Annotated in this window: 18 protein-coding genes and 3 tRNA genes; 7 read left to right on the forward strand and 14 right to left on the reverse strand. The window is 64.1% G+C overall.

The annotated features are described in order from the left end of the window. Positions 1-20: 20 nt before the first annotated feature. The 4 genes from BTO02_RS15070 to BTO02_RS15085 all read right to left on the reverse strand — a co-directional run bounded on the left by BTO02_RS15070 (position 21) and on the right by BTO02_RS15085 (position 4,094). Complete coding sequence (locus BTO02_RS15070) at positions 21-866, reverse strand: NAD-dependent epimerase/dehydratase family protein (RefSeq protein ID WP_075157720.1); 846 nt, start codon at positions 864-866, stop codon at positions 21-23. Between the two features lie 129 nt (positions 867-995). After that, a complete protein-coding gene (locus tag BTO02_RS15075; RefSeq protein WP_075157721.1) occupies positions 996-1,472 on the reverse strand; it encodes a DUF2214 family protein in 477 nt (158 codons plus the stop codon). 129 nt (positions 1,473-1,601) lie between these two features. Further along, positions 1,602-2,696, reverse strand: coding sequence for a hypothetical protein (locus BTO02_RS15080; RefSeq protein ID WP_075157722.1), 1,095 nt, complete (start codon positions 2,694-2,696; stop codon positions 1,602-1,604). A 333-nt stretch (positions 2,697-3,029) separates the two neighbouring features. Next, positions 3,030-4,094 (reverse strand): glycosyltransferase family 4 protein, encoded by a 1,065-nt coding sequence (locus BTO02_RS15085; protein ID WP_075157723.1) that lies wholly within the window; start codon positions 4,092-4,094, stop codon positions 3,030-3,032. Positions 4,095-5,007: 913 nt separating this feature from the next. On the opposite strand from BTO02_RS15085, the gene BTO02_RS15090 reads away from it, so the two are divergent. Continuing rightward, a complete protein-coding gene (locus BTO02_RS15090) occupies positions 5,008-6,846 on the forward strand; it encodes an ABC transporter ATP-binding protein (protein ID WP_075157724.1) in 1,839 nt (612 codons plus the stop codon). 136 nt (positions 6,847-6,982) lie between these two features. On the opposite strand, the gene otsA is transcribed toward BTO02_RS15090, so the two are convergent. Beyond that, a complete protein-coding gene (gene otsA, locus BTO02_RS15095) occupies positions 6,983-8,458 on the reverse strand; it encodes an alpha,alpha-trehalose-phosphate synthase (UDP-forming) (protein WP_232243367.1) in 1,476 nt (491 codons plus the stop codon). After that, positions 8,455-9,210, reverse strand: a complete 756-nt coding sequence (otsB, locus tag BTO02_RS15100; protein ID WP_075157725.1) for a trehalose-phosphatase — start codon at positions 9,208-9,210, stop codon at positions 8,455-8,457. Before otsB ends, otsA begins: the two co-directional genes overlap by 4 nt. A 611-nt stretch (positions 9,211-9,821) precedes the next feature. Between otsB and BTO02_RS15110 the strand changes: the two genes are divergently transcribed. Both BTO02_RS15110 and BTO02_RS15115 read left to right on the forward strand, forming a co-directional pair. Further along, positions 9,822-10,403 carry an SCO family protein gene (locus tag BTO02_RS15110; RefSeq protein ID WP_075158890.1) on the forward strand — a complete coding sequence of 194 codons (582 nt, stop codon included), beginning with the start codon at positions 9,822-9,824 and terminating at the stop codon, positions 10,401-10,403. A gap of 75 nt (positions 10,404-10,478) precedes the next feature. Beyond that, on the forward strand, positions 10,479-10,952 hold the full coding sequence (locus BTO02_RS15115; RefSeq protein ID WP_075157727.1) for a copper chaperone PCu(A)C: 474 nt from the start codon (positions 10,479-10,481) through the stop codon (positions 10,950-10,952). A gap of 65 nt (positions 10,953-11,017) precedes the next feature. Here BTO02_RS15115 and BTO02_RS15120 read toward each other — a convergent pair whose 3' ends face one another. The 7 genes from BTO02_RS15120 to uvrC all read right to left on the reverse strand — a co-directional run bounded on the left by BTO02_RS15120 (position 11,018) and on the right by uvrC (position 15,990). Further along, entirely contained in the window at positions 11,018-11,512 is a 495-nt protein-coding gene (locus BTO02_RS15120) for a GNAT family N-acetyltransferase (RefSeq protein WP_075157728.1), read from the reverse strand. A gap of 116 nt (positions 11,513-11,628) precedes the next feature. After that, positions 11,629-12,108, reverse strand: a complete 480-nt coding sequence (locus tag BTO02_RS15125) for a hypothetical protein (protein ID WP_075158891.1) — start codon at positions 12,106-12,108, stop codon at positions 11,629-11,631. 149 nt (positions 12,109-12,257) lie between these two features. Further along, positions 12,258-12,331, reverse strand: a tRNA-Cys gene (locus BTO02_RS15130). Positions 12,332-12,504: 173 nt separating this feature from the next. Continuing rightward, positions 12,505-12,580 (reverse strand) — tRNA-Gly (locus BTO02_RS15135). A 114-nt stretch (positions 12,581-12,694) separates the two neighbouring features. After that, positions 12,695-12,770: transfer RNA gene (locus tag BTO02_RS15140), tRNA-Gly, on the reverse strand. 224 nt (positions 12,771-12,994) lie between these two features. After that, positions 12,995-13,588 (reverse strand): CDP-diacylglycerol--glycerol-3-phosphate 3-phosphatidyltransferase, encoded by a 594-nt coding sequence (pgsA, locus tag BTO02_RS15145; RefSeq protein WP_075157729.1) that lies wholly within the window; start codon positions 13,586-13,588, stop codon positions 12,995-12,997. Between the two features lie 119 nt (positions 13,589-13,707). After that, on the reverse strand, positions 13,708-15,990 hold the full coding sequence (uvrC, locus tag BTO02_RS15150) for an excinuclease ABC subunit UvrC (protein ID WP_075157730.1): 2,283 nt from the start codon (positions 15,988-15,990) through the stop codon (positions 13,708-13,710). A 107-nt stretch (positions 15,991-16,097) separates the two neighbouring features. Between uvrC and earP the strand changes: the two genes are divergently transcribed. The 4 genes from earP to BTO02_RS15170 all read left to right on the forward strand — a co-directional run bounded on the left by earP (position 16,098) and on the right by BTO02_RS15170 (position 20,524). Further along, entirely contained in the window at positions 16,098-17,465 is a 1,368-nt protein-coding gene (earP, locus tag BTO02_RS15155) for an elongation factor P maturation arginine rhamnosyltransferase EarP (RefSeq protein WP_083615135.1), read from the forward strand. 215 nt (positions 17,466-17,680) lie between these two features. Next, entirely contained in the window at positions 17,681-18,238 is a 558-nt protein-coding gene (gene efp, locus BTO02_RS15160) for an elongation factor P (RefSeq protein WP_075157731.1), read from the forward strand. A gap of 267 nt (positions 18,239-18,505) precedes the next feature. Then, complete coding sequence (locus tag BTO02_RS15165) at positions 18,506-18,712, forward strand: CsbD family protein (RefSeq protein WP_075157732.1); 207 nt, start codon at positions 18,506-18,508, stop codon at positions 18,710-18,712. A gap of 429 nt (positions 18,713-19,141) precedes the next feature. Further along, positions 19,142-20,524 carry a sigma-54-dependent transcriptional regulator gene (locus BTO02_RS15170; protein ID WP_075157733.1) on the forward strand — a complete coding sequence of 461 codons (1,383 nt, stop codon included), beginning with the start codon at positions 19,142-19,144 and terminating at the stop codon, positions 20,522-20,524. Positions 20,525-20,674: 150 nt separating this feature from the next. Here the strand turns inward: BTO02_RS15170 and nagZ are convergent, their stop codons facing one another. Beyond that, positions 20,675-21,679, reverse strand: coding sequence for a beta-N-acetylhexosaminidase (nagZ, locus tag BTO02_RS15175; protein ID WP_198039149.1), 1,005 nt, complete (start codon positions 21,677-21,679; stop codon positions 20,675-20,677). Positions 21,680-21,752: the final 73 nt, after the last annotated feature.

A 21,752-nucleotide genomic window follows, 5' to 3' on the forward strand; every position in this document is an offset into this window, starting at 1 on the left:
TCCCCGCAGCGTGCCTGACCTTACGAAGCGTCGCGTTCGAGCGGCGCCGCCGCTGCAAACGGCCCGCCCTGAAAGCGTTGCGCCATATCGTCGAAATCCGCGTTCGGCGCGACCGCTTCGAACAGATGGGCGAACTGCTCCGAACTATCCTGCGGACGAAAACCGAGGAACGATGCCTTCGTGTTGTCGACCCACTTCGTGGGGTTATCGGATACGCCATAGACGATCGCGTGACCGACGCGATTCGCAAACAGCGAACAGCGGACCAGTTCGATGAAATCGCGGAAGCTCAGGAACGTGACCATCATGCGGCGGTTCTTCGGCGCGTCGAACGAGGAGCCGATGCGCAGACACACGGTCTCGATACCGAAGCGGTCGAAGTAATAGCGCGACAGCGCTTCGCCGAAACATTTGGTCACGCCGTACAGGCTATCCGGCCGTAGCGGCGCATCGACGTCGACGACCGACGTGACCGGATGAAAGCCCACGACATGGTTCGAGCTCGCATACACGACGCGCTTCACGCCGTGCTTCACGGCTGCCGCGTACAGGTTGTAGACGCCGCGGATGTTCGCTTCGAGCAGATCGTCGAACGGCGCATCGATCGAGATGCCGCCGAGATGAACGATCGCGTCGACGCCTTCGAGCAGCGCATCGACGGCCGCGCGATCGGCGAGATCGGCGCTCACCGCTTCTTCGTGACCGGCCGCCGCGCTGAGCGACGCGATGTCCGACACGCGCACGACGTCGGCCCATGCACCGAGCGCACCGCGCAGTTGCACGCCGAGATTGCCGGCCGCGCCAGTCAACAGAAGACGATGAAAGGGCTTGCGCGCGCTCGAGGTCCGCGCTTGTGGGTCGGTCATGGCGTGTTGTTCCAGATCTGATGTTGAAAAAAGCCCAAATCGAAACGGGCGACGGGTACGCGTAGCGTCGCGGCTCGTCGGAGCCATGGCGAGTCGCGTGGAACGCTTCGCGCTGCAGCCGCGAGTCGACTACCAGTCGTTGCCCGCCACGCCGACGCCGCGCGTCATGCCGGTCGCAGCGAACACCATCACGACGAGCAACGCGGTCTGCACCGAGCCGATCGCCGCGAACCGATGCACGCGGCCAAGCGGCGGCGGAACGCCATTTCTGAGCGCGATGCGCCAGCGGATCAGCGCGATCATCGGGACGATTTCGAGCAGCAGGATCAGCACGAGCGCGCCCATCTTCACCTGGAACAGCGGCTCCTGCAGATAGAACGACGCGCCTTTCTCGAAGCCGCCGAACGCACGCAACGAACCCGTGACGATCATCAGCAGCGCGGACAGGCCCCAGACGTTGTCGGCAAGAAACACGCTGGGCAGGCTGTGTTCCGACGTGCAGCGGCTAAGCGCCCGTGTGCGCGCAATGATCGCGGTCAGCGCAAGGCCATAGCCGAGCAGATGGAGCGTGGCCAGCAACCAGCGGATCAGTAAGGGCGTCTCCATACGGTGTCTCTATGCTTTCGGGTCTTTTCGCAGGTCTTTCACGCGGTTGTCGCGGTTGTCGCGGTTGTCGCATTTCTCGCTTTCTTGCGCAGCCGCGGCGATTGATCGACGGCCGCGCGTCGATCCCGCTTATCCGGCCTGCCGCAGACTCGCATCGAGCGCGCGCGCAGCAGCGCGATCGCCTTCCGAGACGAGCGGCACACGAAAAACCGTTTGACGGTTATGTCCGGCCGCCGCCGGCGAGTCCCACATCAATTCGATCTTCGGCCGGCGCAGCCAGCCCGCAAGACCAGCGCGCCGCGGCGGCATGGCGGGACCCGCACCGGCGGACGCCGGCGCGGCTGCGTAATCGCCGCCGGTCGCGGTGGCGGCCGTGGCCTGCGTCGGTGAAATGTCCGCGCCGGTCGACGCTGACGAGGCGGCAGCCGGTGCATCCGCGCCCGTGGAAGCCAAACCGGATTCGGCGCCTTGCGGCGATGGATCACTGCTCGCTGCAGGCGACGCGCCGTCTTCCGCCGTGTGCGCATCCGACGCAACGGCAGCATGCGGTTGCGCGGCATCGGGCGCGGCATTGCCCGATACGACGCTGCGCGACACCTCGCGCTGCGCGAACCCGGGACTTCCGCCGCCGGCCGTCGTCCCCGGCCAGCGCACCGAAAGCTCGCGCGCATCGTACTGTCCGACCTTGCGGCTTTCCATCCACACAATGGTGGTGCGTGTCAGGTTATCGATTGAAATCGCGTAGCGGCCTATCGCAAAGCGGCGTGCGCCGATGTTCGTGCGCCACAATGCGCGCGGCCGGCAGATCCACAGCACGGCCGCGTAGAGCGCCGGCGCGGCGAGCAGCCAGCCGTTGGTCGCCGCGACCGCATGAGCCGCGCGCCGCCAGCCCGATGTCCACGCGAATGCGCCGACCGACCAGACGGCAAACAGAAATCCGAGAAACGCAAAAAGCCGCAGCGCCTGCCGCAGCCATTGCGGCAGCGGATGGAACGGGCGCTCGGCGCGGGCGCGCGCGCCGGGCAGGAAGATCAGCAGAAACAGGAAGACAAGATTGATGCAGGCCCACGGCGACGAAGCCATCGCGGACAGCGCGGTCAGCACGTCCATATCGGACATCGAGAACAGCCATCGCGCGAGAATCACGAGACCGATCGCACGCAGCGCGAAGATCGTGCCGGCGCCCGGCGCGGCGTTCGCTCGCGTCTGTTTCGTTCTCGCCAAAGCCCTCTCCTCTTGTCTGTGCGGCAGTCCGCCGATTTTGCGGCACGGCCATTATAGGGATATTGGACGTCGCGCTCACCCCGCGCGCGTGCCGCGCGCTGTTTTCAATGCACGGCGCATCGGCAACACAACCGGGCGCAGTGATCGAGGCCGACCGTGGCGCGTGCCGCCCATGTTTGCATGCTGGTCCGAATTCCGCCCTGTTGCATGCCGCGTGCCGTCGCTGCAGCCAGATGCGACGACGCCCCGCGTGCAATGCACACGCGGGGCGTCGATGGGCCATGTCGGCGCGACCCGCCGCCGTCGGGGCAGCGGTGCGCGCCCGGTTCGCGCCTAGCTCGCGTTGACTTCGCGCAGCACCGTGCGGCGCTTCTGGCGCAGAAGTTCCTCGTACGTCGCCACGTAGTTGCGCGCCATGACCTGCGACGTGAAGCGCGCTTCAAAGGCCTTGCGCACCGCGGCGCGCGGAAGTTGCGACAAGCGCTTGATCGCGGCGACCGCGCTGATTTCGTCTTCGACGACGAAACCGGACACGCCGTTTTCGATCACTTCCGGCACCGAGCCGCGCTTGAACGCGATGACCGGCGTGCCGCAGGCCATCGCTTCGATCATGACCAGACCGAAGGGCTCCGGCCAGTCGATCGGGAACACCAGGGCATGCGCGTTGCCGAGGAATTCACGCTTTTCGGCTTCGCCGATTTCGCCGATGTACTCGACGTGCGGGAGCGCCATCAGCGGCTTGATCACTTCTTCGTAATAGGCGCGGTCGGCCTTGTCGATCTTGGCGGCCACCTTGAGCTTCATGCCAGCCTGGCCTGCGATGCGGATCGCGCGGTCAAGGCCCTTCTCCGGCGAGACGCGGCCGAGGAACGCGAGGTAGCCCGGCTCGACGTTGGGAATCGGCGTGAGCACATTCTCCGGCAGGCCGTGGTAGACCGTCTGCAGCCAGTTCGCCTGCTGCAGCGGCTGGCGCTGGTTGTCCGAAATCGACACGACCGGCACGTCGCTGAACGTGTTGAAGACCGGCTGCAGTTCGGGCAGATCGAGACGGCCGTGCATGGTCGTCAGGAACGGCACCGGCTGGCGCGCGAACAGCGAAAACGGGTAGTAGTCGATGTGGAAATGCAGCACGTCGAATTCGTCCGCGCGGCGGCGCACTTCTTCGAGCAGCAGCATGTGAGGAGCCATCACATCGCGAATCGTCGGATCGAGACGCAGCGCCTGCGGCCAGAACGCTTCGAGCTTCGCGGAGGTTTGCGAATCGCCGCTCGCGAACAGCGTCACGTCATGGCCCTGCTCGACCAGCGCTTCCGTCAGGTAGGACACGACCCGTTCCGTGCCGCCGTACAGCTTCGGCGGAACCGCCTCATGCAACGGAGCAATTTGAGCGATTCGCATGGTGGAGAAACTCCTCGTAAAAGATCAGGCTAAGTGATCAAGCTAAGTAACTGCAGTTTGTAAAAGCGACTCGCATGCTCGCCAAGGTTGCACTGCCGCGATTCACGCGGACGTGCATCTGCTTTCTTCGAGAAAATCCTGCGATGGATCGCCTGGTAGGGACGCCGGAACCAGCCATTGCCGCCCGCCGCCTCGCCGTAAACGCACAGCAAGCGCAACCGTTGACAAATGTCAGTCATCCTGGGCCGACCGAGCACGCATTATCGATGCCAGGCGCGCCGAACAGCACGTACATTTCAAAGACTTTACGTTGTTACAAAGGGGAAACACTTTGCAAACCCTTGTTTTCTAAGACAGTTCTACATTAAGAGCCTGTAGCTGCGCGTCCTCCCGGACGTGCGATTTCGATGCGGTTTCCGTCCCACTTTCGGACGCACTCGCAACTCCGGTCGCAACCCATCGCACGATCGGGCCTGCCACCCGAGCTGGACCCGGGTTCGACCGTTGCGCACCACCGTCATGAATCGCGGCAGGCGCCTGTGCAGGCCCCGTTTGTGCTTCGACGCTGCTTCGAAATGCTTTGGTTGCATGCCCGGTCAGAGGGCTTCCGCGGAGGTTGCGCCAGCGCGTATAACGCGCCGCATCACGACCCCCCGGCGGACGGCATTGAATGCAAACTGTAATTGTATCCCGAAAAGACCGTGATTCGCTCGCTCGCCTGCACCGGTAGTGGGTTTCGCGAACCGACGTTGTGCGCGTGACATCTCAAAATGAATCGCGTGTGACGTGTCCGGATTTCGTCTTTCCGAGGGCCTAATTCGCTTTTGCATGTTTACAATGCGGAACCTACGCTGTGTTACGAGGCTACCCGTGACCGATGACCTAACCCGACTTCAATCGACAGCACGCCCAATTGGAACATCTCACCATCGCCCAGCGTAATGCCCACAACGCAAAGCTCGCGAGCTATGCGGAGCGGCCGCTTGCGTTCCTGTTTCGCTTCATCCGCCGCCATCCGTTTGCACACTCGGTGGTGCTGGCAAGCGTGTTCGCCGCAGTCGGCTGCGCGCTTGCGTCGCAATACGCGATCAAACATCTGATCGACGTCCTGAGCCAGGGCCGCCACCATCCGGGCCCGCTGTGGGGCGCGTTCGCGATCCTCGTCGGCCTGATTGCCGCCGACAACCTGCTCTGGCGCGTCGGCGGCTGGTTCGCCGCCCACACGTTCGTGGTGGTCACCGGCGATCTGCGCCGCGACCTGTTTCAGTATCTGAGCGGTCACTCGCCAACCTATTACGCCGAGAAGCAGCCCGGCACGCTCGCGAGCCGCATCACCGCGACGTCCAACGCCGTGTACACCGCCGAAAACACCACCGCGTGGAACGTGCTGCCGCCGTGCATCGCGGTGATGGGCGCGATCGTCATGATCATCGCGGTGAATCCGCTGATGGCCGCCGCGCTGCTTACCTGTTCGGCCATTCTCGCCTTCGTGCTGTACAAGCTCGCCGGCCGCGGCTCGGCGCGTCACCAGGCGTTCGCCACGCGCGCTGCGGCCGTCGACGGCGAGCTCGTCGACGTGATCAGCAATATGTCGCTGGTGCGCGCGTTCGGCATGACCTTTCGCGAGCAGAAGCGCTTCGGCTCGACCGTCAAGGCCGAAATGGACGCACGGCGCAATAGCCTGCTCTATCTCGAGCGGCTGCGCCTGCTGCACGCGGTGATCACCGCGCTGCTGTCCGCGGGGCTGCTCGGCTGGGCGCTGTGGCTCTGGGACCAGGGCCGCGCGACCTCCGGCGACATCGTGCTCGTCAGTTCGCTCGGCTTCACGATCCTGCACGGCACGCGCGACCTCGCGGTGGCGCTCGTCGACGTCACGCAGCACGTGGCGCGTCTTGCCGAAGCGGTCAAGACGCTGCTCGAGCCGCACGGCATGCCGGACCACAACGATGCGGCCGAACTCGTGCCGCAAGGCGGCCGCGTCACGTTCGAGCAGGTCACGTTCGCCTATCCGAAGCGCCGGCCGATTCTCGATCACTTCGATCTGAACATCGAGCCGGGCCAGCGTGTCGGCCTGATCGGCAAGTCCGGCGCCGGCAAGTCGACCGTGCTCGCGCTGCTGCAGCGTTTCTACGAACCGCAGGGCGGCAAGATCAGGATCGACGGCCAGGATATCGGCGCAATTACGCAGGACAGCCTGCGCCATGCGATCGCGCTCGTGCCTCAGGATATTTCGCTGCTGCATCGGACGATTTACGAAAACATCGCGTACGGCCGGCCCGAGGCATCGCGCGAGGAAGTGCTAGCGGCGGCGCGCGACGCGCGCTGCACGGACTTCATCGAAGCCATGCCGGAAGGTTTCGACACGATCGTCGGCGACCGCGGCGTGAAGCTTTCCGGTGGTCAGCGTCAGCGCATCGCGATTGCGCGCGCGATTCTGAAAGACTCGCCGATCCTGCTGCTCGACGAAGCGACCTCGGCACTCGACAGCGCGTCGGAAGAAGCGATCCAGAAGGCACTGGACCGGCTGATGGTCGGCCGCACGGTGATCGCGATCGCGCACCGCCTGTCGACGCTGCACAACTTCGACCGGATCATCGTGATGAGCGCGGGCAAGGTCATCGACGACGGCAGCCCGGAAGAACTGCGCAATCGTCCAGGCCTCTATCGCGACCTGCTCGCGAAACAGTACGGCAAGACGACGACGCTGCATATCGGCGGCAGCAAGAAGGTCGACGAGCAGCACGTGGCCTGATCGCCGCGCGCGACCGAAAAAAAGCCGCTTCGAACCTGGTGTTCGAAGCGGCTTTTTCGTTTGGGGTCGCTTTGGGTCGCTTTGGGTCGCTTCGGGCCGCGTACGGCCACGCACCTCTTGCTCGCGCGCTCGCGGATCAGCCCGTCACGTCCGCGCGCTCGTCGTCGATTCGATGCGGCGTCTCGTCGCCATCCGTGAGATGCGAAAGAGCCGGCAATGGCTCGGCACGCTGCAAATCGCGCATGAAGTTGTCGCGCCACACCGACACATTGTTCTCGCGCAACTGCGTCATCATGTCCCGATGCCGCGCCTGCCGCTCGGCAAGCGGCATCGCCAGCGCCTCGGCGAGCGCATCGGCCATGTCGTCGATATCGACCGGGTTCACGATCAGCGCGCCGGTCAATTCCTGCGCCGCGCCCGCGAAGCGCGACAACACGAGCACGCCCGGACTTTCCGGATCCTGAGCGGACACATATTCCTTTGCGACGAGGTTCATGCCGTCGCGCAGCGGCGTCACATAGCCGACGTGCGCCGTGCGGAATAGCGCCGCGAGCACCGAACGCTCGTACTGCCGGTGGATATAGAGAATCGGCGTCCAGTCGAGCTCCGCGAAGCGGCCGTTGATGCGGCCCGACTCGCTTTCGAGCTGCAGCCGGATTTCCTGATACGCGTGCATGTCCGCGCGCGTCGGCGGCGCGATCTGCAGGAACGACACGTTGTTGCGCTGCGCGGGCGTCTGATCGAGCAGCCGCTCGAACGCGCGGAAGCGCTCGACGAGCCCTTTCGAATAATCGAGCCGGTCGACGCTCATGATCAGCTTGCGCTTGTGCAGCGTCGCTTTCATCGTGCGCACCGGCTTGCCGCGCTCGCCCGCTTTCGCGAGTTCGGCGATCTCGTCCGGATACACGCCGATCGGATACGCAGCCGCGCGCAACGTGCGACCGAACGCGTGTATCCGCAGCGGTTCGGCCGCGGCCGCGGGGCGCAAATCGATGCTGCCGCCCGCCTCGTTGACGATGTAATCGCAGAACGAACGCAAGTCGGGGGCGGTCTGGAACCCGAGCAGATCGAACGAGCACAGCGCCTCGACGAGCGCGCGATGCGGCGGCACGGCGAGCAGCACTTGAGAAGCGGGAAACGGAATATGCAGAAAGAAGCCGATGCGGTTCGTCACGCCCGCCGAGCGCAGCGCCTGAGCAAACGGAATCAGGTGATAGTCGTGCACCCAGATCACATCGTCGGCGCGCAACAGCGGCACGAGCTGTTGCGCGAGCCACGCGTTCACGCGGCAATAGCCTTCGAAATCGTGCCGGTCGTACTGCAGCAGATCGGCGCGGTAATGAAACGCGGGCCATAGCGTGGCGTTCGAAAAGCCGCGGTAATACTGATCGTAATCACGCCGCGCGAGGCCGATCGTCGCGAACGTCACGGGGCCGCGCTCTTCGAGCTTGATTTGCGGCTGCCCCGCGGCGAGCACGTCGCCGCTCCAGCCGAACCACATGCCGCCGGTTTCCTTCAGCGCGTCGTAGACGCCGACCGCGAGGCCGCCCGCCGCAGGACCGCCTTCGGAAATCGGCGCGACGCGGTTCGATACGATGATGAGACGGCTCATGACGCGCCACCGCGCGCCGCCGCCACGATTGCCGCGAGCCACTGGTGCAGCGCGCCGACCGAATCGAGGCGCGTGCGCGCGATCGTATCGCCGCCGCCGACCTTGATCGAAACGCCGCCCGTTTCGTTGACGACCGCGAAGCCCTTTTCGTCGGTCAGGTCGTCGCCGGCGAACACGGGCTTGCGGCCCGCGAACGGCGGCTCGTCGAGAAACGCGCGCAACGCGCGGCCCTTGTCGACGTCCTTCGGCTTGATCTCGTAGACCATCTTGCCCGGTTGCAGCACGTACGCGCCCGGATAATCGGCAACGAGCCGCGCGGTCGCCGCGCGCGCAACCGGCTCGCGGTCCGGCGCGTTGCGGTAGTGAAGCGCGAGCGATGCGCCCTTGATCTCGAGCAGCATGCCGGGATTGTCGTTGACCACACCAGCGAGCACCTGCTCCATGCGCAGTAACCGGTCGTCGTTGAAGCCGATGCGCTGCGTGTCGCCGTTCGCATCGCGCCGCTCGGCGCCGTGCAAACCGGCGATCGGCAGGTCCGGCAGGCTCAGGAAGCCGTCGATGCTGCCGATGCCGCGGCCCGACACGACCGCGACCGCGCCGTTGGTCAACGTGCGCAACTCGGTCAGCAGGGCCGGCACGTCGGGCGGCACGAGCACGCCGTCCGGCGTCGGCGCGAGTTCGACGAGCGTGCCGTCGAAGTCGAAGAAGAACGCGTATTCGGTGGGGGCGAAGGCTACGGGAGGTGCTTGCATCGATATGTCTTGCCTTTCAGCAGCTTTCGGCTGCTTTCAGCCGGAAAAGAACGCGCATCTTACCGCGCATCGGTCGATTTATCGAGACGCCTGGACTCGGCAAGACGCCGCCGCAATTTGTCCGATGCGTCGTAGGCGAACTATAAGCGGACACATGTGAATTTCGTTCAAAAACGGAACAATCCGGCTTCATGTGGCTTTCAGCTGCTGCGTCATATTGCCTCTCAGGCCGCGTCGGGCGGTCCGCGCGTGACGCGGCTTCGGAAAATGCGCTACAGTTTCTGCCTCCGCCGCAAACCGCATTGTTGCCGGATTGTCGTCGATTCCGTTTTGACGGAACTGTCGAACATGTTGGGCCGGCTCGCGTTTTTGCTGCGCTTTTGCTGCGCTTTTGCCGCGCTTTGCCGCGTTGTCGCCGCGTTTTCGCCGCCCTGCTTGCTGCGGTTCCGACGCCCGTCCTTCGCGTCCATCCTTCAATCGAGTCGGTGATAAAGCCTTTGTTCCCCGCATCTTCGTTCACACGTTTCATGTTCGCCCGCTTGTGCGCGTGGCGCACGGTGCGCAGGGTGCGCTCGTTGCGCGCATGGCGTATGCCCGCTCGCGGCCTCGCCATGCTGACGGTCGCGCTGTGCATGACAGGCGCGCTCACGGCCTGCTCGCACGACGACACGCCATGGCATCTGACCGACGTGACCGGCCATTTGCCCGACCTCCAGTTCTCGCTGACCGGCGACGACGGCAAGCCGGTCACCGGCGACTCGTTCAAAGGTCTGACGACGCTCGTCTACTTCGGTTACACGCATTGCCCCGACGTGTGCCCGGAAACCATGGCCCGTTTGATGCAAGTGCTCGGCAAGCTCGGCCCCGACGCGCAACAGGTGCGCATTCTGTTCGTGACCGTCGACCCGGCCCGCGATACGCCGCAAGCGCTGCACGACTATGTCGGTGCGTTCGATGCGCAGCATGCGCGCGGCCTGACCGGCAGCGATGCGCAGATCGAATCGCTCGCACAACGCTATCGCGTTGCGTATCAGATGGAAAAGCGCGACCCGAACGGCAATTACGAAGTCACGCATAGTTCGGCCGTCTATATTTTCGATGCACAAGGCCATGCGCGGCTGCTCGCCACGGATCAGGACACGCCTGATCAGATCGCGCAGGATCTGCGCCGTATCATCGAGGCGCGCTCGTGATGCATTGCGCCGCGTATCCTGTTCCTGTTCCTGTTCCCACGATGACCAACAAATATGAGACCACTGACCTCTTCGATGCATCGCTTTGACTTCGCGCCGAAGCTGACGCAAACCGTCGCACTGTCGCTCGCGCTGATGTTCGCCGCCGGCGCGCCTGCTTATGCGGCCGGCGCCGCGCAGTCGATCGCGGTGAAGAACGCGTGGGTCCGCTGGCTGCCGAACAACCTGCCCGCCGCCGGCTACGTGACACTCGCAAATAGTAGCGACAAGCCGATCGACCTCGTCGATATCTCGAGCGCCGACTATGGCAGCGCGATGCTGCATCAAACGGTGTCGAACGGCTCGACGCAGAAAATGGTGATGGTCGACAAGCTCACCGTGCCGCCGCACGGCGAAGCGCAAATCTCGCCGGGCGGATATCACGTGATGCTCGAAGATGCGAAGCACAAGATCGCGCCCGGCGACACCGTGCATCTGAAGCTGCATTTTTCGGACGGCGAGACCGTCGATACCGCGTTTTCCGTCAAATCGCCGGCGCAGACTAACTGACGGTTCGCGCCCGTAAGCACGTCGCGCGCGACGATCTTCATGCGTCGCGCGCCGCATCGGTGCTGTCAGGCCGAACGCATCCAGACGTGCGGGATGCCGTCTTCCTCGTGGACGTCCGAAATCGGCTCGAAACCATACGCGCCGTAGAACGCCTGCAAATGCGCCTGTGCATGCAGACGGATCGGCGTGCCCGGCCACTGCGCATCGATATGGCCCAACGTACGTTCAAGCATCGCCTTGCCCAGGCCGACGCCGCGAAAGTCGGCCGTGGTCAACACGCGGCCGATGCGGATATCCGCTTCTTCAGCGTCGGGCAATAGCACGCGCAAATAGCCGGCAAGCCTCGCGCCCGTTGCATCGGAACCGTACGCGAGCAGATGCCACGCGCCGCGATCGAGTCCGTCGATGTCGCCATACAGACAGTTCTGCTCCATGACGAAAACCGCGCTGCGCGCGGCGAGCATCTCGTAGACCTCGACGTTGGTCAGATCGTCGAAGGCTTTCCAGCGCCAGTCGAATGGCGGCGCCGGCTTTGTAGCGCGTTGTTGCGGATCGGACATGGTTGTCATCGAAAAGGCATGTGGCAAAGGGCTTGCGGAATCGGGGATTATGCCGTGGCGACGCCGCATTGTGATCGACCATCCGCCTGGGGTATGCGCAGGTATCGACGCGCGGTCTACCGGCGTTCGCCAAAGACATGACCACGCGCGCTCACATAACCGTAGAGCACGGCGACGAGCGCGACCACGGACAAGACTGCGGCACTCGCATGGCCGGTTTCCCAGCGCAATCGATAGGACGGCCAATCGAGCGGCAACGTCGCGGGCGTCCACGTTGCGACTGCGGCATTGACGGGCGCATTGAATATCCAGAAGACCCCGAGCATGCCCGCATAGGCACACGCGGCGAGCGCCGAAGCGCGTCTGTGCTCGCGTCGGGCCGATCTCGCACACGCGAGCGCAGTATTGATCAGCAGACCCATGATTTCAGTCGGCGCACCCACCAACGGTCCCCAGCCGCGATACAGATGCTGTTGCACCGCGAGCCATAGCGCTGCGTCGAGTGCGAACTTGTTCGGCATCTCGAGCGCGTGAGCGGCGGGCGCGAGCACCGCTAGCGCGGCAATCAGCAGGCTCAGATATCGCAGGAAGCGCATTTCGTTTCTTGTCGAATACGGTAACGCGAATGGCACGATGACAATCGTGCGCGAGACAGTCGTGCGGAACAAGGGGGTCGAACGAAGGCGGCCACGGTGGAAAAAGAAAAGCCCTGACCAGTTCATTCTGGATCAGGGCTTTGCTTTTCTGGAGGCGCGAACCGGAGTCGAACCGGTCTAAACGGCTTTGCAGGCCGCTGCATAACCGCTTTGCTATCGCGCCGTAAGCGGACTGCGGAACCTGGACACGTTAGTCAATTCGCACATGCATGATGCACATGCAACGGTCCGCAGATGATGTGATTGGCCCACCGGCCTGCAGAACAACTGCTCTGAACAAAAAAGCACCAAACAAAAAGGGAAGCTTCGCTTCCCCAGCTTGCTTCCCTTTATTGCTGGAGCGGGAGACGAGTCTCGAACTCGCGACCTCAACCTTGGCAAGGTTGCGCTCTACCAACTGAGCTACTCCCGCGCGATCCTGCAAAACCGCTCAAACGAGCACCTTTGCAGTGTGTTGCTTTTGCACTGCTGCTTTAACACCTGAAGCGCCGCACGATTTCTGCCTTCGGAACGCCGCTTCGAATTCTGGAGCGGGAGACGAGTCTCGAACTCGCGACCTCAACCTTGGCAAGGTTGCGCTCTACCAACTGAGCTACTCCCGCATTGCATCTGCTGCTTTTTGCTTCCTGCTTTTGCTTCTCTTCCAGCGCATCGAAATTCAGAACCGCCTGCACCGGAGAGACGAGATTATGTATAAAGCACTGAAACGTGTCAACCCTTTTTGCGGCGCGCCTGCGGCGAGCCTTACCGTGTCCGGAAACGGCTCATTCAGATTGCGTCGGACCGCTCGCAAAGGTACGCGCAAAGTCACGGACGAGACCGCACCTCAGACCGCGCCGCCGCGCTCGCGAATCTGCGGCCACGCGAGCTTCATGTAATAAAGCATCGACCAGATCGTGAGCACCGCGGCGAGATAAATGAGCCATACGCCCCACACGCGCGTGTCGAGCACGAATCCGCCTGGAAACGGCACGGGTGCGTAAAGCAGCAGCATCGGAATCGCGACCATCTGGCACGCGGTCTTGAACTTGCCGAGCGAATTCACCGCGACGCTCTTCGATGCGCCGATCTGCGCCATCCACTCGCGCAGTGCCGAAATCGCGATTTCGCGGCCGACGATGACGAGCGCGATCGCCGCGTCGAGCCGCGCGAGCTGGACGAGCACAAGCAGCGCCGCGGTGACCATCAGTTTGTCGGCGACGGGATCCAGAAACGCGCCGAATGCCGAGGTCTGGTTCCATTTGCGCGCGAGATAGCCGTCGAACCAGTCGGTCAGCGCCGCCAGAATGAAAATGACCATTGCCGCCAGATTGCGGTGCTCGGCACTCATCATGGTGTTAGGCAGGTAAAACACGCCCACGACAAGTGGAATGAGCACGATCCGCAGCCACGTCAGAAAGATCGGGAAATTGAACGGCATGGGCAGCGACAGGCTTTTGAAAAATGGAGTTGCAATTGTGCCGTCTCAATGAGACAGCTACAAGCCAACAAACATCAGGCGACGCGAAGTCCGGCGCACGCTAGCGCGCGCCGGCAGGCTCAATGCAGTTGCCGGTAAATCTGCTCGGCGAGCGCGCGCGAAATGCCTTCGACGCTCGCCAGGTCCTCGACGCTCGCCGCAACGACGCCGCGCAAGCCGCCAAAGCGCGCGAGCAGGCGCTGACGGCGTTTTGCGCCGACGCCTTCGAGTTCTTCGAGCCGCGACGTCTGCCGTGTTTTCGCGCGTTTCGCGCGCATGCCGGTGATCGCGAAGCGGTGCGCCTCGTCGCGGATCTGCGCGACGAGCATCAGCGCCGCGCTTTCCTTGCCGAGCTCGAGCGCCGTGCGGCCATCGGCGAATACGAGCGTTTCGAGACCAACCTTGCGCCCCTCGCCTTTCGCCACGCCGACCAGCATGCCGAGATCGAGCCCCAGTTCGTTGAACACCTGGCGCGCGATTTCGACCTGCCCCTTGCCGCCGTCGATCAGCACGATATTCGGCAACGTGCCGCCCGCGGCGACGGGCTCGGCCGCATCGGGCGTGACGAGCGGGTCCGCAGCCGCTTCGGTTTGCAGGGTCACGGCTTCGTCGGCGGCATTCGCCGCGGCCTGCGCGACCATCTTCTCGTACCGGCGCGTCAGCACCTGGCGCATCGCCGCGTAGTCGTCGCCGGGCGTGATGCCGGCGATGTTGTAGCGCCGGTATTCGGACGACTGCATCTTGTGATGGTGATAAACGACGCATGACGCCTGCGTCGCCTCGCCCATCGTATGGCTGATGTCGAAGCATTCAATACGCAGCTTCGCGAGGTCTTCGAATTCGAGGCTCAGCGTGTCCGCCAATGCGCGCGTGCGCGCCTGCTGCGAGCCTTGTTCGGACAACAGCCGCGCGAGCGCGAGGCGCGCGTTCTGCTCGGCCATCGCGAGCCACGCGCGCTTCTGGCCTTGCGGCTGGCGCAGCACGGCGACCTTGTGGCCGGCCTGTTCGATGAGCAGATCGACGAGCTCGCGGTTCGCGGGTGCGTGGCTCACGACGAGCACCGGCGGGATGCGGTTGCCGAGATAATGCTGCGCGATGAAGGCTTCGAGCACTTCGGATTCGATACCCGGCATGCGCGAGCGGGCGCGCGTCGTCGATGCCGATGTGCCGGCGGCGGCTGCGGCTGCGGTGACGGGCATGATGTCGTCGTCTGTCTCGTCTGTCTCGTTCGTCTCGTTCGCATCGCTCGCCGCGGCTTCGTCCGCAGCATCCGTGTCGACGGCACCGATCGCGTTTGCTTCGTCCTGCGACCCATCTTCGTCCGATTCTGCCGATCGAAGCGCTTCGAGCACGTCGAGCGCGTCGAGTGCGTCGCCGCCGGCTTCGGCAGCGGCGAGGTCCGCCGTCATGGTCAATGCCGCGACATCGTCCGCATCGTCGTCGCCGAGCCCGCCTTCATCGACCGCCAGCGCACTCTCGACGTGCGCCGGGAAATATGCCTTGTCGCCAAGATGCCGGCCGCCGCGCACCATCGCGAGGTTGACGCAGACGCGTCCGCCGAGCGCCACGACCGCGAGGATGTCGACGTCGTTGTCGCCACCGACCTCGATCGCCTGCTGATGCAACACCGTCGATAGCGAGCTCATCTGGTTACGCACCGCGGCGGCCTGTTCGAACTTCAGTTCGGCTGCGAACGCATGCATCTTCTGCTCGAGCTCGCTCATCACTTCCGACTGGCGGCCAAGCAGAAAGCGCGACGCGTTCGATACGTCGCGCGCATAGTCCTCCTCGCCGATCGCCCCGACGCACGGCGCCGTGCAGCGGCCGATCTGATGCAGAAGGCACGGCCGCGTGCGATTGTTGAACACGGAGTCTTCGCAGGTGCGCAACTGGAACACGCGCTGCAGGATCTGGATGCTCTCGCGCACGGCCCATGCGCTCGGGAACGGTCCGAAGTACTGATTCTTCTTGTCCACCGCGCCACGGTAGTACGCCATGCGCGGAAACCGATGGCCAGTCAGCTTCAGATACGGATACGACTTGTCGTCGCGGAACAGAATGTTGTAGCGCGGCGCAAGCGCCTTGATCAGATTGTTCTCGAGCAGCAACGCTTCGGCTTCGGAGCGCGTCGCCGTCGTCTCGATGCGCGCGATGCGCGTGACCATCATCGCGATGCGCGGCGACAGCAGCGTCTTCGTGAAATAGCTCGACACGCGCTTTTTCAGGTCGCGCGCCTTGCCGACGTACAGCACGGCGCCGCTCGCATCGTAATAGCGATACACGCCCGGCAGATGCGGCAATTGCGCGAGCACTTTTTTCGGCTCGAAGTCTTCTGGAGTGGCGGAAGCGTCGGAATGGGCCATGCAGGATCGGACTGTATGCCGCGCGCGGGCGGTAATTGGACTTAGAATCGCCAGTTTAGAACATTCCGATCCTGTCGCGCCCGCGCGGTTCACGGGCCCCCGCCGCCATGTCCGCCGCCGCTTCCGCTTCCCATCCCGCTTCCCATCCCGCTTCGCATCCGGCTTCGCATCCCGCCGTCCGCCGCGCTTCGCGAACGCCGCACGGTTCGGGCACGCAACAACCGCCGCCATCGTCCGCGCACGCCGGCACGCAACCGGCGCCGGCCGGCGCGCGAAACGCGACGCTCGCCTGCGATATCTTTTGCGCGGTCATCGACAACTTCGGCGATATCGGCGTCTGCTGGCGCCTCGCGCGCCAGCTCGCGGCCGAACACGGCTGGCAGGTACGCGTGTTCGTCGACGATCTGCGCGCGTTCCACGCGCTGTGCCCGGCCGTCGAGACGGAGCGTGCGCGCCAGACCGTGCAGGGCATCGTCGTCGAACACTGGCACGAGCCCGCGCATGCGGGCGATACGCTCGAAGTGGCCGATGTCGTGATCGAGGCGTTCGCGTGCGAACTGCCGCCGGTCTATGTCGCGGCGATGGCGCGCCGCGCGAGCGCACCGGTATGGATCAACCTCGAATATCTGAGCGCCGAAGATTGGGTCGCCGATTTCCATCTGCGGCCATCGCCGCATCCGCGTTACCCGCTCGTGAAGACGTTTTTCTTTCCGGGCCTCGCGCCCGGCACCGGCGGCGTGCTCAAGGAACGCGATCTCGACGCGCAACGCGCCGCATTCGAAGCGTCCGCAACGACGCGCGCTCAATGGTGGCGCGAGACGGCCGGCATCCCGCCGCCTGCCGCCGGCGCGACCGTGATTTCGCTTTTCGCCTATGAAAATCCGGCCGTCGACGCGCTGCTCGAACAATGGCGCGACGCGCGCGCGCCGGTCGTGCTGCTCGTGCCCAAAGGCCGCATTTCGGGCGCGCTTGCGCGCTTCTTCGGCTTGCCGTCGTTCGCGGCGGGCACCCACGCGACGCGTGGCAGCCTCACCGCGCATGCGCTCGCGTTCACCGAGCAGCCCGGCTATGACCGTCTGTTGTGGGCAAGCGATCTGAATTTTGTGCGCGGCGAAGACTCATTCGTGCGTGCCCAGTGGGCCGCACGCCCTTTCGTCTGGCATATCTATCCTCAAGCGGACGACGCGCATCTGCCCAAGCTCGACGCCGCGCTCGCGCACTACGTGGGCTCGGCGCCGCGCTGCGCGCCCGACGAGCAGCCCCCTGCGCTGCCGGCCGCCGCGCGCGATGCGTTGACGCGCTTCTGGCACGCGTGGAACGGCGTCGGCGCGGCCGACTGGGCCACGCTGTGGGCCGATTTCGCGCATCACCTGCCGGCGCTGACGGCACGCGCCGAACAATGGGCGCGCGAACTCGCGCGCGCCGGTGATCTCGCCGGAAATCTGGCGGAATACGCAAAATCTCAGTTAAAATAAACGGTTAGCCAACGGCCCCCGCCGGCTTTAGCTGTTTTTGCCGGTTTTTCCCGGTTTTTGCCTGATAAAGCCCGGCTTGAATCCGTATCGATCTGTATTAACCCGCATATTGAACCAGCGCATTAACCAAAGGCAGGCCGAACCGAGGCTGACCGAACCACGGCATGCCGCTGGGCAAGCAACGTGAAGCACAATATTTCGTACAGGACAGTTTTATGAAGATTGCTCAAGAACTCCGCACCGGCAACGTCGTGATGATCGGCAACGACGCAATGGTCGTGCAGAAGGCCGAATACAACAAGTCGGGCCGCAATGCCGCCGTCGTCAAGATGAAGTTCAAGAACCTGCTGACGGGCGCGGGCATGGAAACGGTCTACAAGGCCGACGACAAATTCGACGTCGTCGTGCTCGACCGCAAGGAAGTCACCTATTCGTATTTCGCCGACCCGATGTACGTGTTCATGGACGCCGATTACAACCAGTACGAAGTCGAAGCGGAAATGATGGGCGACGCGCTGAACTACCTCCAGGACGGCATGGCGTGCGAAGTCGTTTTCTACAACGACAAGGCGATTTCCGTCGAACTGCCGACCACGCTGGTCCGCGAAATCGTCTACACGGAGCCGGCGGTCAAGGGTGACACGTCGTCGGGCAAGGTGCTGAAGAATGCCAAGCTGAACACCGGATTCGAACTGCAGGTGCCGCTCTTCTGCAATATCGGCGACAAGATCGAAATCGATACGCGCACGCACGAGTATCGCAGCCGCGCGTAAGTAAAGCGCAGGCTTCCTGAGAGCGACGCTGCGCGTCGTTCTCTCTCGCGAAAGCGCCCTTTTTGGGCGCTTTTTCTTTTTTCCACGACCGTGTATGGTGGTGGAAATCTTTACCGGAAATTGATGCAAATTTGCACAGCTGACCGGGCCGTCCAAACGTCGAGCCATTGATTCTGCAGCATATTGTCGGTCTGGCACGTCCTCTGCTTAGGTACGAGCCAACCGCCCGGATTTCAGGGCGGTTCATTGAACACAAGGGAGGTCTCAATGAACAATGACATCGCTGAAGGCAAGTGGAAGCAGATCATGGGTAAGGCGAAGACGGCCTGGGGTGAACTGACCGACGACGAACTGACGAAGGCCGAGGGCCGCGCAGACAAGCTGGCCGGTCTGATCCAGGAACGTTACGGCAAAACCCGCGACGAGGCGGAACTCGAAGTGCGCCGCTTCTTCGATGCTAATCGCGAGCTGTAGTCGTCGAGTCAGTCGGCGAATCGTAGTCGAGTCAGATGCCGTTTCATGCAGTAATCCGTGCGCGTAGCAGTAGGCGCACGTGGCCGCCGGAAAAAAAGCAGCGAGTCGTGCGCCCGACCGGAACGCAAGTCGGTTCATGTCCGGACGCCGCCCCGGCTGCGCGGCCAGATCCGCGCCGCGTCCGGCACGCACGGTCGGCGCATATGGCGCTCGGGCTGGACCTGTCGACGGACCGCCAGCGCAGCGAGACAAACGAGCCATACAGAACAGGGTTCATGAGCGTTACCGGAGGCAACAGGACCAGAACAGATAAGCGTCGAGACGCCGCGTCCGAAATTCGACTGACAGCACCAGCCCGATACCGTGCCCCGCATGCGTCCGGATATCCGGCGCGGCGGGTTTCCGTCCCTTTGAAAAATTGCGCTCGTTATGCCACATGCCCTGATTGTCGAAGACGATCCCAATAGCCTGTCCGGCCTCTCGGCGATCCTGGCCGCCGATGGCTTTTCGGTCGACACCGCTATCACGCTCGCTGAAGCCCGTGCCGCGCTGACGCGCTTTATCCCGGACGTCGTGCTCGTGGACCTGAATCTGCCCGACGGCAGCGGCCTCGATCTGCTGCAGCACCTGCCGGCGCAGCCGCCAGGCGGCGCGTTGCCCGTCATCGTGATGACCGGCAACGCGACGGTCGAGAGCGCGATCGAGGGATTGCGGCACGGCATCTGGGACTACCTGCTGAAGCCCGTCAACATTCCGCGACTGCGCAGCCTGCTGGCGCGCATCCCGCGGCCGTACGAGCTGACCGAGGAAGTGCGGACGCTGCGCGCAAAACTACGCCATATGGGTCGCTTCGGCCCGATGATCGGCCGCAGCGGCGCGATCCAGCATATCTATGACACGATCGAGCACGTCGCGCCAACCGAGGCCGCGGTGCTGATCTCCGGCGAAGCAGGCACCGGCAAGGAAGTCGCCGCGCGCACGCTGCACGAAATGAGCCGGCGTCGCAAAGGACCGTTTATCGTGTTCGACTGCCGCGCGGCGGCAGCCGTCGGTGGCGGACGGCCGCTCGACAGCCTGCTGTTCGGCCACGAGCGCGGCGCGTTCAGCGGTGCCGAACAGCGCGAGCCGGGCCTGTTCGAACAGGCGAGCGGCGGCACGCTGTTTATCGACGAAATCGCGCTGCTGCCGCGTGCGCAGCAGGAAGCGCTGCTGCGCGCGCTCGACTCGCAGACCTTTATGCGCGTCGGCGGCACGAACCAGGTCGTGACCGATTTCCGCCTGATCGCGTCGACGCGCAAGAATCCGCGTGCCGCAGTGTCGGACGGCTCGCTGCACGAAGACCTCGGCCTGCGTCTCGAAGCGGCCGCACTGTCGCTGCCGCCGCTGCGCGAGCGCGGCGACGACCCGGCGCTCTTTGCCGAGGCGGTCGTCGACGAGTTGAATCGCGAAGCAAATGCACGCGGCGTCGCCGATGCGACGAAGCTCATTTCGCCCAATTTCCTGCGCGAGTGTCTCGCGTATGAATGGCCGGGCAATGTGCGCGAGTTGCAGGAGCGTGTGCGGCGCGCGTATCAGGCATCGGGCGATGTGATCGAAACGCTGCGCGCCGACGAAACGCACGGCATCGGCGGGCGCGATCTGAACGGCGGCCGCGTGCAGGTGACGGTCGGCACGCCGCTCGCCGATGTCGAAGAAATGCTGATTCGCGCGACGCTCGACGCGGTCGGCGGCACGCGCCATCGCGCAGCATCGCTGCTCGGGATCAGTCCGAAGACGCTGTACAACAAGCTGCAGCGCATGCGGTTGAACTGACCGGGGGCGGGGCTGACGGGGGTTGCACACGCAGTGGGCAAGACGAAGAAAGGCGCAAGCGGTCGAGCTTGCGCCTTTCCTTTTGTTCGGCCCGGCTTAGCCGTTCAGCGGGCCTTCGTGCCGTGTTTCATGCAATCTTAAATGCGGTGTTCACGCAAACGCGTCCTGTAACAGCGCCTGCGCGCGCTGATACTCCGGTTCCTCGACGAGCCTGTCCCACGTCGGCGCCTTGCCGCGCGGCCGCATGCGCCTGATACGCCGGCGCGATGCCTTCGATTGTTTGACGTGCAGCGCGTCGAGCACCTTTCCGGCTTCTTCGGGCTGATTGCAGATCAGCACCATGTCGCAGCCTGCTTCGAGCGCGGCGCTCGCGGCCTCGGTCAGCGTGCCGCCCTGGCGCGCGGCCTCCATCGACAGATCGTCGCTGAAGATCGCACCCGTGAAGCCGAGCGCGCCACGCAGGATGTCCTGCAGCCAGACGCGCGAAAAACCGGCCGGCTTCGAATCGACGAGCGGATAGATCACATGCGCGGGAATCACCGACGCGAGCGACATGCCAAGCCAGTCGTAGGGCGCGACGTCTTCGGCCAGAATCTCGTCGAGCTTGCGTTCGTCGACGGGCACCGCGACGTGCGAATCCGCCTGCGCAAAGCCATGCCCCGGGAAATGCTTGCCGCAGTTCGCCATGCCGGCAAGCGCGAGCCCGTGGTTGAGGCTCTTCGCGAGCATCGTCACGACGCGCGGGTCGCGATGAAACGCGCGGTCGCCGATGACCTGCGATTGCCCGTAGTTCAGGTCGAGCACCGGCGTGAAACTCATATCGATGCCGCACGCGCGCAGTTCGGCCGCGAGGATATAGCCGACCGCGGTCGCGACCTTCGTCGCGTGCAGCACGTCGTCGTCCCACAGCGCGCCGAGCTTGCCCATCGACGGCAGCACCGTGAAGCCGTCGGTGCGAAAGCGCTGTACGCGGCCGCCCTCGTGATCGACGGCGATCAACAGGTCGTCGCGTACGTCGCGGATCGCATCGGTCAGCGCGACGAGCTGCGTGCGGCTTTCGAAGTGCCGCGCAAACAGGATCACGCCACCGGTCATCGGATGCGCGAGACGGCGCCTGTCGGCCGCGTTGAGCGTCTTGCCGACGACGTCGAGCATGACCGGTCCAGCAGAGGTTTTCTTCATTGGGCGGAAACGGAAGGAACGGAGAGAACAGAACAAACAGAAGAAA

The organism is Paraburkholderia sp. SOS3, assembly GCF_001922345.1.
GTDB lineage: Bacteria > Pseudomonadota > Gammaproteobacteria > Burkholderiales > Burkholderiaceae > Paraburkholderia.

Coding starts and splice junctions, on each gene's coding strand:
- BTO02_RS15075 (WP_075157721.1), bottom strand. CDS start 1,472: ATGGAGACGCCCTTACTGATCCGCTGGTTGCTGGCCACGCTCCATCTG.
- BTO02_RS15070 (WP_075157720.1), bottom strand. CDS start 866: ATGACCGACCCACAAGCGCGGACCTCGAGCGCGCGCAAGCCCTTTCAT.
- BTO02_RS15170 (WP_075157733.1), top strand. CDS start 19,142: ATGCCACATGCCCTGATTGTCGAAGACGATCCCAATAGCCTGTCCGGC.
- pgsA (WP_075157729.1), bottom strand. CDS start 13,588: ATGCCGTTCAATTTCCCGATCTTTCTGACGTGGCTGCGGATCGTGCTC.
- otsA (WP_232243367.1), bottom strand. CDS start 8,458: ATGAGCCGTCTCATCATCGTATCGAACCGCGTCGCGCCGATTTCCGAA.
- earP (WP_083615135.1), top strand. CDS start 16,098: ATGTCCGCCGCCGCTTCCGCTTCCCATCCCGCTTCCCATCCCGCTTCG.
- BTO02_RS15085 (WP_075157723.1), bottom strand. CDS start 4,094: ATGCGAATCGCTCAAATTGCTCCGTTGCATGAGGCGGTTCCGCCGAAG.
- uvrC (WP_075157730.1), bottom strand. CDS start 15,990: ATGGCCCATTCCGACGCTTCCGCCACTCCAGAAGACTTCGAGCCGAAA.
- BTO02_RS15115 (WP_075157727.1), top strand. CDS start 10,479: ATGCATCGCTTTGACTTCGCGCCGAAGCTGACGCAAACCGTCGCACTG.
- BTO02_RS15125 (WP_075158891.1), bottom strand. CDS start 12,108: ATGCGCTTCCTGCGATATCTGAGCCTGCTGATTGCCGCGCTAGCGGTG.
- BTO02_RS15165 (WP_075157732.1), top strand. CDS start 18,506: ATGAACAATGACATCGCTGAAGGCAAGTGGAAGCAGATCATGGGTAAG.
- nagZ (WP_198039149.1), bottom strand. CDS start 21,679: ATGCTCGACGTCGTCGGCAAGACGCTCAACGCGGCCGACAGGCGCCGT.
- efp (WP_075157731.1), top strand. CDS start 17,681: ATGAAGATTGCTCAAGAACTCCGCACCGGCAACGTCGTGATGATCGGC.
- BTO02_RS15120 (WP_075157728.1), bottom strand. CDS start 11,512: ATGTCCGATCCGCAACAACGCGCTACAAAGCCGGCGCCGCCATTCGAC.
- BTO02_RS15110 (WP_075158890.1), top strand. CDS start 9,822: ATGCTGACGGTCGCGCTGTGCATGACAGGCGCGCTCACGGCCTGCTCG.
- otsB (WP_075157725.1), bottom strand. CDS start 9,210: ATGCAAGCACCTCCCGTAGCCTTCGCCCCCACCGAATACGCGTTCTTC.